Source organism: Bacillus sp. RB3, assembly GCF_030164735.1.
GTDB classification, from domain to species: domain Bacteria; phylum Bacillota; class Bacilli; order Bacillales; family Bacillaceae_G; genus Bacillus_A; species Bacillus_A cereus.
On the sequence record NZ_JASNGE010000014.1, the window covers coordinates 1 to 13128 of the forward strand.

The following is a 13128-nucleotide window of genomic DNA, read 5'->3' on the forward strand; positions in this document are numbered from 1 at the left end:
GGTTTTTCTGTTCCTTCACCTGGTTTTTCTGTTCCTTCACCTGGTTTTTCTGTTCCTTCACCTGGTTTTTCTGTTCCTTCACCTGGTTTTTCCGGACCTTTTTCTGTATCTTTTTCATTTGTAATTTGAAGCTTTACAACTTCAATTTTTTCATTAGAAATCGTAAATTTCATTTCCTTATCGGATAAAGTATATCCTTCTGGCGCTTGGATTTCTTTTAAAGTGTAATCTCCTGGTTCTAACTTCTTAGAAATCGCTTTACCGCTCTTGTTTGTTGTTAATGTGTCGATTTTTGTTCCGTCTTTCCAAATTTCAAACACTGCGCCTGCTAATATTTTATTTGTATTATTAGCGTCTACCTTTGTAATTTCTAATTGACCTGTAATTTCTTCTTTCACTTTTTCATTCATAACTTCTTGTTTTACTACTTCATTTGCTACAACGTTTACTTCTACTGTTACTTCTAACGCCTTATAACCTTCTGGCGCTTTTGTTTCCTCTAACGTGTACTTTCCTGGCACTAAGTTTTCGAATTTCACAACACCTTCTTTATTCGTTGTTTTCGCTTCTCCAACTACTTGACCAGCTTCGTTCTTTAATTTAAATTCTGCACCTGCTAGAACTTTTCCACTCTCCGAATCCTTTTTGATTACTTGTAAGCTTCCTAGTTCTTTTGCGTTTTCTACTTGTACTTCTACTACTTTGTTTGCTTCCACAACGACTTCAATTTCTTCTTTTAACAACTTATATCCTTGTGGTGCTTTCGTTTCTTTTAATGTGTACTTTCCTGGCTCTAATTTCTGTGAAACTACTTTACCAGTTTTATCTGTTCGTAACGTATCTACTTTTTTACCATCTTTATACACTTCGAATTCTGCATCTGATAATACTTTCGTTTTATCTTCCGCATCTACTTTCACGATTTCGAATTGACCCGTTACTTTTTCGGGGATCTTTTTATTCACCACATCTACAGTCACTACTTTATTAGCCTCTACATCAACAGAAACTGAACTAGATGATAATTCATATCCTTTCGGTGCTTCTACTTCTTTTAATGTATAGCTTCCAACTGGAAGTTGTTTCGATAAGGCTTCACCTTTATCATCTGTAACAATTGTTTCCACAACTTTCCCATCTTTATCGATAACATCAAATTTTGCACCTGGTAGAAGTTGACCAGATTCACTATCTTTTTTCAATAATTTAAATTGGCCATTCTCTACTTTTCTCGTATTCTTCATAACAAGTTCAATTACGTTTGTATTATCAATTGTTACTTTGACTGGTGTATCAACTTTTATATATCCTTCTGGTGCATTTATTTCTTTTACAAAATAGTCACCAAATGGTAAATCTTTAACTTCCGCAATACCCTTTTCGTTTGTTGTAACAGTAGCCACAACGTTATTATCTTTGTCTATAACATCAAATTTTGCGTCTTTTAAAACAATATTTTCATCGTTTTCATCAACTTTTTTAATTTGTAAATGTCCTTTTTCAGCTGCTGGCTTATTCCACTTTGGCCAGTTAAATTTAAAGTTATGAACCTCAAAACCATCTCTTTGGTGTAATCCTCCAACATAGGCTTGTCCATTAATAGAACCACCTTTTGTTTCTACAACTGCATTAGGTGCAAACACACTGCCTACTACACCATATCCTTTAGTTATTATCTTTGTAGCATTAGGAAATACCCAAATTACCTTACTAGCTAACTCAGTAAATGATGAATTAGGATCGTATGCTTGAGATGTATTAATTAAATCCGTCGCCATCCCAGTATTTCTTGTATCATACAAAATTGCACCGCCACCAAAACTCACTTCTTCTGCATCTGAATAAATAACAATAAAGTCTTTATTCTCTACATTCGGAAGAAAAACGTCTTTTACATCAAATGTTTTCTTTCCAGTTTGGCCTGAAGAGACATAAATATTAGGGTTATTTACATCTTCACCGATGCCAAAGCTCATATTAGGTTTTGGCTTATCAGTCTGTAGTTTACTTGCATCCCCGATTACACCATCAACGTCTTTTCTAAATTCTTTAAACTTAGCATCAATCTCCGCTTGCTCTTTATAAGAGATACGGTCATATGATGTTTTCATTGCGCCATCTGGGTCACCGTCTTTTGTCATCGCCACTGTTCCATCTTGAATAATTACTTGTCCTGCTCCCGCTTTCGTAAATTGACCACCTAGTAATAATGATGGATATCCTTCATCTACCCAAGTTGCTCCAGCTAAGTTATTTGCTCCAGTTGCAGCCGCTACGACTGTATAACTTGATGCGTTCATATTTTTCTGAACAGCCATCGCACCTTCAATATCCGCACTCGTTGCACTATGATCTCCAAAAATGATGGCGTTGTAATAAGATACATCACCTAAACCTTTTAATTCTGTTGTAGCTGCCTCTGCTTTAAATGGTAAATGGATTGAAAAATTCATACATATTAGTAATACAACTATTAAACTACTACTTAACTTTTTAATTTTTTGATTAAATGATTTCCTCAAGAAATTCATTCCCCCTTTTAAACTTCCTAAAACCCAAAAAAGAAGTACATATCATATGCACCAAACCTTACTCACATTAACTTAAAATAATCCATTTAAATAAAACAAAGAAACACTACAACTACTTAATAAGATTGCTACAATTCATTTTTGAAATAATACGTGAACTAAACTGTCATGCGGAAATACTTTTACGTATGGGAGCCCAATAAAATTAATCTGAAGAATATTTCATGTGGTGTAACTGTTTTGGCAACATCATCCACTTTACATTAGTTTTCTAAAGGATTCAAGTGAATTGTATAGATTTCATACACAATTCATATTTTAAAACGCTTTCACTGTTTTTAATAAGATAAACAAAAAAGCGTAGCCAAAAAGCTACGTTTTTTTGTCATCGTTTCGGTGTATTTTTATGATTCTTCAAAAACGGAAGCGGGAATTGCTTACGGAAATGCTCTTTAATCATATACTCTACACCGTTTTCACTATTTGAACGTGTGATCCAATCTGCTGCTTGCTTTAATTCTACAGGCGAGTTCCCCATTGCTACCCCAAGTCCCACGTTTTCAATAACCTCTAAATCTTCCATACTATCTCCAATCGCAACCATTTCATTTAGCGAAATATTTAAATGCTCTCCAAGCAATTGTAATCCACGTAACTTTGATACATTTTGCGATAAAATTTCTATTCGTTTTGAATCACATTCAACATACTCTACATCTTGAAATGCTTTTCTTAATGTGTTCAGTCCTCTTTCTTTTTCACCTTTACTTTGGAAAATAACATCAATTTTTGGCGCCGCTACCGGATGGTCACGAAGCGCATCACCTAACGAATCTACAAATTGAACTGGATAAAATAACGGGTCTGCACTTGATAATACAGTGCGCGCAATTAAGTTTGGTGTATTTCTCTCACGATTTCCGATTGAAAACCGTTCATGAGAAATACGTACGTTACAATCAAAGTGCTCTAACACTTGCACAATATTAAAAGTCTTCTCTTCAGATAATCTTCTTTGAACGTACGGCTTATCTAACGTTGCTGAAACGAAAGCACCACCATGTGTCACTAATATAGAATCTAATTTTAACGCCTTTGCTACTTTATGAGCGGATTGAAAATTACGACTCGTAAATAACGTAACGTATACATCTTTTCTTTTCACAAATTCAATTGTTTCTCGTAATCCTTTTGCAATTTTTCCATTGTTGTATAGTAGTGTCCCATCTATATTAAGAGCTAGTAAGCGATAAATCATGTCGCACTCCCCCTCTTCGCTGTTGTACTCTATCCATAATTTATGAAATAAATGTAGCAAATAGAACGAGTTAGAATTACTACTGAAAATTTGGTTTACTATATACATATACACTTAGCAAAGGAGATAGTACAATGCAGGCACCTCCTTCTTTTTATGAAGGCGACACGTTAGAAGTCGCAAAAAAATTACTCGGGCAAAAACTTGTTCATATTGTAGACGGAATAAAGCGAAGCGGAATCATTGTAGAAGTAGAAGCATATAAAGGCCCAGATGATAAGGCCGCACATAGTTACGGAGGCAGACGGACAGATCGCACAGAAGTTATGTTTGGTGCACCAGGGCATGCTTACGTATATTTAATTTACGGTATGTATCATTGCTTTAACGTTATTACAGCGCCAGTGGGCACCCCGCAAGGTGTTCTCATTCGAGCTCTTGAGCCGGTAGATGGAATAGAAGAAATAAAACTAGCGCGCTACAATAAGACCGAAATTACAAAAGCGCAGTACAAAAATTTAACGAACGGTCCTGGCAAACTATGCCGTGCACTTGGCATCACTTTAAAAGAACGCGGTGTATCGTTACAAAGTGATACGTTACATATTGAATTAGTTCCAAAAGAAGAACACATATCATTACAATATAAAATAACAGCAGGACCTCGTATTAATATCGACTATGCAGAAGAAGCTGTACATTATCCGTGGCGTTTTTATTATGAGGGACATCCGTTTGTTTCAAAGAAATAAACGATATCGACTTACCGACAAATAAAAGAAGACTGTTCCAAAGTGGAACAGTCTTCTCCTTTTACTCCGCACCTTCCGCAGTTGCAATATTATCCTCTAAGTTTTCTCTTGATAATTCAGCCGCCATAAAATCTGCTGTTTCTGGAAGTGCTAAATGCATATGAGCTTTTTGACAAATTTGGATCGTGCAGTTTTCTACAACATAGTCGAAAACATGTCCGCCTCCGCTTCTTTCATCATCAATGTAATGTAAGTGGAATCCAGCTACCCCAATACCTTGTGCGTAATCTGGTGTCCAAAATCCAGCAAGCGTACCTTCTGTATTTTCAAACGAAAAGATTGGTTGCGATTTCGTCACTTCAACGAGTGGTGTATACGGTTTTTCTTGTCTTGGAACAGTTCTCGTTCTTACTTCACGGAACGTACCGTCCATTCGAATAGCGTAAAATAAGTTTTTACTTGGCATTAATTCATGTAATAACGCTTCAACTTCTTCACGATTCATCGGACGCTCTACCGTATAACTCATTTCTTTTTCAAAAAACGTTACAGTTGCAAATGGCGTTGTTTCTTCTGGCTCTACTTTTTCCGCTGAACCGTCTGAACGTAAATGATAAAATCCATTATCAAATGCAATCATTTCACCGTCTAATTGATCAAATGTGCCGATGCCGAAATCACCATGTTTTTTCAAATCTTCAAAGCTAATCACACCATCATATACACCATCTAATAGCGCAAGCATTGTAGATGTTTGATATACTTCATTACTCATTTTCGTTTTTTTTGCATCAATATCAATTAATTGCGCAACAGTCATCTCAAATCTGCCTCCATTAGTTTAATTGGTTTGGTAATAACTTTTCACTTAATTTAATGTTGTCACGATAATCGATTGGAATATCAATAATGACAGGGCCGTCTGCTGCTAATGCTTCTTTTAATACACCTTCTAATTCATCAGGCGTGTTAACACGAAGACCTAACGCCCCGAAACTTTCCGCATATTTAACAAGATCAACATCGCCAAACTCTGTAGCTGATGTTCTGCCGTATTTCATCATTTGTTGGAATGCAACCATATCATATGTGCCGTCTCTCCAAACAAGATGGACGATTGGAGAATTTAAACGTACCGCCGTTTCTAACTCCATCGCTGAGAATAAGAAACCACCGTCACCTGATACGGAAACTACTTTTTTACCTGGTTCTACTAAAGTCGCTGCGATTGCCCAAGGAAGTGCAACACCTAACGTTTGCATACCGTTACTAAATAATAATCTACGTGGTTCATAAGAACGGAAACATCTCGCCATCCAAATAGAATGGGAACCGATGTCACATGTAACGGTTGTGTCGTCACTAATTAAAGAACGAAGTGTACGAATCACTTGAAGTGGATGCGTAACACCTTCTGCAGGACGATTTGGAACTTCTGCTTGTTCTGATAATTTTGCGCGTAATCGTTCTAATACCGCTTCTGATTTCGTACTTAATACAAGTTTCGGTAATTTCTCCGCGATGCTATTTACCGTTAAGGCAATATCACCAATTAATTCACGCTCTGGTTGGTAATCATGGTCGATATCTGCTTGATGGTCGTCAAGATGAATAATCGTTCTGTCGCCAAGTTTATTCCAGAACTTTGGATCATACTCGATTGGATCATAACCGATAGAAATAACAAGGTCTGCTTCTTCTAGTAAAATATCACCTGGTTGGTTACGGAATAATCCAACGCGGCCGAAGAAATGATCTTCTAACTCACGTGAAATCGCACCAGCTGCTTGATATGTTTCAACGACAGGAAGTTCTGTATCCGCAATTAATTTACGAACAGCTTTCGTCACTTCATTTGTGCTCGCTCTCATACCGAGTAAAATAACTGGTAATTTCGCTGATTTTATTTTTTCTACTACATATGTAATATCATTTGTGGGAGCGATTCCAAGCTGTGGCTTAGAAAGCGCACCGATAGACTCTACAGTTGTTTCCGCAGTCATAACGTCTTGCGGAAGACTTACTAAAGTAGCTCCCGGATTTGTGGAAGTCGCACTTCGAAATGCATTACTAAGTGCTTCTGGCACATTATCAGGATGCTCTACTTCTACGCTATATTTTGTGATTGGTTCGAATAGTGCAGCATTATCCATAGATTGATGCGTACGTTTTAATCGATCCGTACGCGGTACTGCACCAGCTAAAGCAACAACGGGATCACTCTCCGCATTCGCAGTAACAAGACCTGTCGCTAAATTTGATGTCCCTGGTCCTGAAGTTACAAGACATACGCCCGGTTTCCCTGTTAATCTACCAATAGCAGCTGCCATAAATGCTGCATTTTGTTCATGACGACAAACGATTAACTCTGGTCCTCTTTCTTGCAATACATCAAATACAGAGTCAATCTTTGCTCCTGGAATACCGAAAACATGTGTAACACCTTGTTTAATTAAACAATCAACAACAAGATCTGCTCCTTTTGTTTTTGTCTTCACGTCGTTTACTTTTACACCTGTACTCAAATTAATCATTCCTTTGTTTCATAATTTGTGTAATAAAGATTTTTAATTTCACCTAGTTAATTAATGTGGTGAAGTATCATTTATCATTATATTACAAATGCATTATTTTTCCAACAATATGAATTCGATATTATTTTGACAAGATTCAAAGAATACGCTTACAAACTTTTGTTTATCTTAAAATAACATTTTTATATTTCTCCTAAAAATGCACAAAAACACTTCCACCTATTCACATTATTAACAAATTTATAGTACCTTGCAAAGAATAATAGCAAGTGATATATTTGTAAATAATGGGATGCCCATTATTTGGAATGTTATTCACGATTAGTATATCTCCTTTCAAAAAGTAGATATAGATTGTGTTTGCTGTTTAGAAAAAAGATAGGATTTTCAGCCATAATTCATCATTTTATAAAGGAAAGTGATTGTTATGAACAAAAGTGAATTTTTAGAGCAACTTAGTTCTTCCCTACGGAATATGCCTAATTTAGAAAAGGAGGATATTATCTCGGAGTACGAAACTCATTTTATTAGTGGTAAACAAGATGGAATATCTGAAGAGGAAATTTCTAAAAAGCTAGGAAACCCTAAAACTATCGCTAAAGAACTTAATATTTCATATGTAATAAGTAAAGCTGACAAGAAACGCAGCCTAAAAAATATTATGACAGCACTGTTTTCTGTTATGAGCTTAAGTGTTTTAAACTTTATATTTATCATTATCGCCTTTTTCGTATTACTCTTTCTATTACCGCTTCTTCTAGCACTTATAATTGCCACTCCGTTATTAATTATTTCACCTATCTTATTAATAGGATTAGGATTCTTTAAAGGGTTTCATCAAATCAGTTATTCCGATGTTTACAATGTATTCATAGCCTTTTGCATCGGCTTACTAATATCCGTCATATCTTATCAAATGATAAAACATATATACTCACTTTTAGTTAAGTATTTAAAATGGAATTTAGCTATTTTACAAAGATACTAATGAATGTAAAAGGAGATTACTATGAAAAAATATATTTTATATCCACTCATGTTACTTACAATTTTATTTCTATCAGCTTGTTCAAACAGTGCACAACCTAAGGAAGAAAACGATGTACAATCTATTAAAGATGTTGCTATTAAAGTTCCAGAAAATATATTTAGTTCCTCAAAGAAAAATGAAACTATTAATGAAGACGAAATGAAACAAAATATAAAAAATTATATAGATTATAGTTGGAAGTTATCTGAAAATATTATCCCTCTCGCTTCAACAAATTCTGATAAGAATTTCACGGAATCTGACCGAGAAAAATTACAAAAACTAATTGATTTAGCGAAACAAAACGATATGAATTTCCATGAGTTTATTAGTAATAATAATTTACCTAATGATTATAAAAAACCTTCAAAAGAAATCTATGAATTTATGTCATCATCTACGGATATTTTCGTAGAGCTAGATCAAGAATTAGACAAACTCGCCCAAGATGGTAACTTATTCAAGGCCAATTTTTCTTTTACAAAGCGCTTTGAGAAAATAAATGGGAGGAAACAAAAAGAGATTGAAAAGTTTTTGAACGAAAAAAATATTAAAACTTCAATTAACAGCAATAAAAAAAATTAACCGATGTGTTACATATCCCTTTCAAAATAATCAATAAGAAATGGCTATTTTGAAAGGGAGTTTTTGTGATATAACTATTAAATTCCCTAAACAAAAAAGACGCTCCTAAACTAGGAGCGTCTTCCACTATTACGCTTGTTGTTGCGCGCTATATAATTCTTCAAGTGGCTTCATGATAATTTTGTTAACGTCACCGATTACAACGTTTAGGCGTTGCTCAGTTTCCATTAATTTTGTAATTTTAGCATCTTGTTGAATGCGAGCTACAACTTCTTGTGCTTGTTGATTGTCTTCTTCAGTGATTTCTTGGCCTTGCATCATTTTTTGTTGTAGGCTAAGTTGCATTGTACGGAACTCATCGAATAAGTTCTTTGAAGCTGTGTCAGCTTGAACTGCTGCGTAGCTCTCTTTTAAAGTTTTGAAGTCATCGTTTTCAGCGATTGCTTTTTGTAATTCATATGCAACATCATGAATGTTCTTTGTCATTTTATTTTTCCTCCTTTAGAAGGCTAGCGCTTTTCATACGCACTGCCTTTTCAGTGCATTTACATACGCACCTCTTCTTACCATATCAAACTATGCAAGAGATGTGAAGAAATTTCACTTTTATTTCTATGTACTCACCTTATTATCTAAGAAACAATAGTAACAATCCTTGTACGAGCCCGATCATTCCGCCTAATAACGCTCCTAAATACGTAATCATTTTTAGTTCATTTTTCGTAATAGACAGAACTAAGTCTTCTAATCTTTCTGTTGAGAATGTAGACACTTCTTGCTGGACAATTTCCGCAAGGTGTAGATTATTTAGTATACTCTCTACATTTTCTGTTCCCCACTTTAAGCCTTTCGTTACTGCACTTGGAACCACTTTTTCAATAATTGTTTCTCGAAGTGGTTCACATACTTGCTGAACAGATTGATTTAAAAACTTACTCACTGTTTCCTCTACTTTAACTGCTGACAGCACGGAGCTTACAATCATTTCTTTCTCTACAAATGCTTCTAATTCTTTTACATCTCTTCCTTTTAACTTTTCCCACTCTTTTTGCAGTACGTCAGTTAAAAGCTGCTTTGTACCATCTTGCCCTAAAAAATTAATAACTTCTGGCTGCACACGATCCACTACACTTACATTCCCTAAAAACATCCCAACTAAGTTAAGTAGCGTTCCACGAGAAGCAAAGAAATCATCAAGCATTTTTGAAAGGCGCGCTTTCCCTTCTTCACTTTCAAAAAAGTTAATTCCTCGCTCTAAAATAAACGCCGAGGCATTCGGAATCGCATTCTCTATCTTTTCATGTACAGAATGAGGTAAAGCCTGTTCCCATGTATATGTATAATACTCTGCTAAAAATGCATGAATTTTTTCTGTAATCACATGTTCGATTTTTCGAGTCGCTTCTTCTTCTACATGCGCTACATTCCATTTCTCTAACATATATCGCAGTGATTGTTCATTCGTAATTACTTTATCCACTTCCACTTGCGCCCAGTGAATTAAACCTTTTTGAAACTCTTCATTTGTTAGCTTTTTTCCGATTCCTTCTGGTGTTAACAAATGTTCTACAACCATTTTTCCTAATTGAACAGCAAGTTCATCACGCCGCTTCGGAATTAACCCTGGTGTAAATGGAACTTGAAACTTTCCGATATAAATAGGACGATGAGGACGAAATAACATTTTTATCGCTAGATGATTCGTATATCCTCCAATAATTGCTCCGAGTCCTGTCGTCGTTAACATATTTAACCACATATTCATTACAATCAACCTTTCACTTCTCCAAAACTATAGCATATCATCATACGGACAAAAGTATAATGGTATAAAAACGTATTTGCAATATATAGCTTCGCCTATTATGCAAATAGTAGTAAAGGAGTGATTTCGTTGGTTCTCGGCCTTTTAACTTCTAAACTTCATTATGAGCAAACGTATTACACCGAAATCGCTAAACGCGCTCGGCTTTATCATAATGTCGTTGCCCAGTTTACGCCATTTTGTATTGATCCTAAAACAGACCTTGTTTCTGGTCTTATTTACGATACAGATACAGGAAAATGGAAAAAGCAAACATTCCCTATTCCTTCTTATATATATGATCGTTATTCTTTTCACGAGGAAACAGACTTTGAAAAAGCAAAATCAATTATTCACTCTTTGCACAATCGTCCTTCCACTACCTTTTTAAATAACACACTTATTAATTCAAGTGAACTACATGATTTATTTCTCACTAATAAAAAACTGTCTCCTTATATACCAAAATTTGAAATTGCGACGATACAAAACATTTTCAAACTGTTGTTAAAAACTAAAGATATTATTATACGCCCCACTAATATACATTCTAAAGATAACTTATATCGAGTCGCTTACAAAAATAAAACGTTTCAGATCGATACAGTAAATGAAAAATACCATACTTCTCTTCCAATCAAACGCACAGACGAATTTATATCTTGGTGTAAATCTAACATACGTTCATCACGCTACATAGTGCACACTATGCTACAACCACCAAATCAATTAACATATCCACTACACATTCGAACCATTTTGCAAAAAAACAAAGAACAAACTTGGAAGGTTATCGGTCAATTTATACAAAAAAGTTCATTTCCTAATCAACTTTTACCCTCAGCAACGGACGATGATGCATTGCATTCATTTTCAAAAATTAAATACGTACTATCTAGTACAGGTGTGCAACTATTGCACGACGCTTTACACGACATTATAAATGAAGTATTCCAAACACTAGATCAGTCTTATTCTTCGTTATTTGAACTAGAACTTTCCACAATTATGGATCAAAAAGGTGCAATCTGGCTTATGTATGTCAACACGATCCCTCCTTACAAACAATACATTCGTCATAGTGATTCATTAGCTGAAAAGATATTTCACGGACCACTTAAATTCAGTCGCTTTACACCATAATGAAAGGAGGTAAACCTATTTTGAAAGAACATATATATACATTAAATATTTCAGATGAACATCCAAATAGTATTACTTTACCTTACGTTTTTTCTATTACGCCACCTATTACATCCCTCTCCTTCGGTATACGTCACATTCCAAGTGAAGAGGTGAAAATTCATTATTCCTTTACTCGCGAAATTATTATCGGAAAACACATTGCCGAAAAACTTTTACTACCTCAATCCACTACTATTCATGCATTCACACAAAACCAAACAATTATTTTCGGACCATTAATCGGCATTTTCACAACTGGCTTTAACGATGATTCTTCTAATCCTTTAGGAAATCGTTCAATTGCTCTCAGTGAGTTGTTAACACCACCATTCTCATTACGACCGTTCGTATTCGTCTTTGGCGTTCAACATATAAACTGGGAAGAAGAAACGATTGAAGGATATTTCTTTCAAGAGAAACAATGGATAAAGAAAAAGGTCCCTTTACCAAACGTCATTTACGATCGATTACCGAATCGACAAGCGGAAAATTATAAACCAATCGTCAGAGCAAAAAGAAAGTTAGAACAAGACTACTCCATTCCATGGTTTAACCCAGGTTTTTTCAACAAATGGGAAGTTCATCAACTTCTTATGAAAGACGAATCAATTAGACCCTTATTACCAAACACAGAAGCATTTCAGCATTTTGAACAAGTAGAACGGTTTCTTGGCACGTATAAATCTGTGTACATGAAACCAATACACGGGAGCTTTGGTAGAAATATTCATCAAATATTTTATTCTCAAACAGAGAATTGCTACTACTGTCGTTATCGCGAAAATGAAGAAAACAAACTGAGAAAGTATCAATCATTAGAAACTCTTCTAAACCATGTACTAAAAGGGCATGATTTAAAAAAGTTTATCGTACAGCAAGGTATTTCGTTACTTCGCTTCGATGGGCAACCTGTTGATTTCCGCATTCATACAAATAAAAATCATTTCGGTAATTGGATAGTTAGTGCAATCGTCGCCAAAATCGCCGGCAAAGGCAGTTTAACAACGCACGTAAATAGTGGCGGTAATACAAAATTGCTACAAGAGCTTTTTCCAGATTCAACGAAACAAGTTCAAATTGAAAATAAATTAAAACATACTGCCTTACAAATAAGTTACGCGCTCGATGAACAAGTAACCGGAAATATTGGAGAAATCGGTTTTGATATCGGTTTAGACACAAAGGAAAATCCGTGGTTATTTGAAGCCAACTCTAAACCTGGGCGAACTGTATTCCAAGATGCCAAATTAAAAGAACAAAGTGAACTGACACGCCAATTATTTTACGAATATGCCGTCTACTTAACTGAACATTCTTTACGTGATACAAAGGAAAAAATGTCTCAAATAAAATCAGGGGCTTCATCAAACACCGAACATATCCCTTCTCCTATGATTCACTCACAAATACAAAAACAAAAACTTCCACCTAGATAATAAGGTGGAAGTT

General features: G+C 35.2%; 11 protein-coding genes. 5 read left to right on the forward strand and 6 right to left on the reverse strand.

Annotation, left to right across the window (positions count from 1 at the left end; all coding sequences use genetic code 11):
• Positions 1-2531 (reverse strand): MSCRAMM family protein (locus QO049_RS18115; protein WP_284489366.1); only part of this gene is annotated, 2531 nt, incomplete at its 3' end.
• Positions 2532-2916: 385 nt separating this feature from the next.
• Complete coding sequence (locus tag QO049_RS18120; protein WP_284489367.1) at positions 2917-3789, reverse strand: Cof-type HAD-IIB family hydrolase; 873 nt, start codon at positions 3787-3789, stop codon at positions 2917-2919.
• A gap of 134 nt (positions 3790-3923) precedes the next feature.
• Here QO049_RS18120 and QO049_RS18125 point away from each other — a divergent pair, with 134 nt between their 5' ends.
• Positions 3924-4541, forward strand: coding sequence for a DNA-3-methyladenine glycosylase (locus tag QO049_RS18125; protein ID WP_001148796.1), 618 nt, complete (start codon positions 3924-3926; stop codon positions 4539-4541).
• Positions 4542-4602: 61 nt separating this feature from the next.
• On the opposite strand, the gene alsD is transcribed toward QO049_RS18125, so the two are convergent.
• Together alsD and alsS are read right to left on the reverse strand one after the other, a co-directional pair.
• The gene (alsD, locus tag QO049_RS18130) at positions 4603-5361 is read right to left on the reverse strand and encodes an alpha-acetolactate decarboxylase (protein WP_098616958.1); all 759 of its coding nucleotides are present in this window, start codon (positions 5359-5361) and stop codon (positions 4603-4605) included.
• Positions 5362-5377: 16 nt separating this feature from the next.
• Positions 5378-7066 (reverse strand): acetolactate synthase AlsS, encoded by a 1689-nt coding sequence (gene alsS / locus QO049_RS18135; RefSeq protein WP_000103546.1) that lies wholly within the window; start codon positions 7064-7066, stop codon positions 5378-5380.
• Between the two features lie 436 nt (positions 7067-7502).
• Between alsS and QO049_RS18140 the strand changes: the two genes are divergently transcribed.
• Positions 7503-8063: an HAAS signaling domain-containing protein gene (locus QO049_RS18140; protein ID WP_284489368.1), complete on the forward strand. Its 561-nt coding sequence runs from the start codon at positions 7503-7505 to the stop codon at positions 8061-8063.
• 21 nt (positions 8064-8084) lie between these two features.
• The gene (locus tag QO049_RS18145) at positions 8085-8690 is read left to right on the forward strand and encodes an NDxxF motif lipoprotein (RefSeq protein ID WP_098280074.1); all 606 of its coding nucleotides are present in this window, start codon (positions 8085-8087) and stop codon (positions 8688-8690) included.
• A gap of 129 nt (positions 8691-8819) precedes the next feature.
• On the opposite strand, the gene QO049_RS18150 is transcribed toward QO049_RS18145, so the two are convergent.
• Together QO049_RS18150 and QO049_RS18155 are read right to left on the reverse strand one after the other, a co-directional pair.
• Positions 8820-9176 (reverse strand): YlbF/YmcA family competence regulator, encoded by a 357-nt coding sequence (locus tag QO049_RS18150; protein WP_000164610.1) that lies wholly within the window; start codon positions 9174-9176, stop codon positions 8820-8822.
• A gap of 142 nt (positions 9177-9318) precedes the next feature.
• On the reverse strand, positions 9319-10455 hold the full coding sequence (locus tag QO049_RS18155) for a DUF445 domain-containing protein (RefSeq protein ID WP_284489369.1): 1137 nt from the start codon (positions 10453-10455) through the stop codon (positions 9319-9321).
• A gap of 129 nt (positions 10456-10584) precedes the next feature.
• Here QO049_RS18155 and QO049_RS18160 point away from each other — a divergent pair, with 129 nt between their 5' ends.
• A complete protein-coding gene (locus tag QO049_RS18160) occupies positions 10585-11637 on the forward strand; it encodes a YheC/YheD family endospore coat-associated protein (protein ID WP_284489370.1) in 1053 nt (350 codons plus the stop codon).
• Between the two features lie 20 nt (positions 11638-11657).
• Positions 11658-13115 (forward strand): YheC/YheD family endospore coat-associated protein, encoded by a 1458-nt coding sequence (locus tag QO049_RS18165; RefSeq protein ID WP_098286511.1) that lies wholly within the window; start codon positions 11658-11660, stop codon positions 13113-13115.
• The last annotated feature ends 13 nt before the right edge of the window (positions 13116-13128 follow it).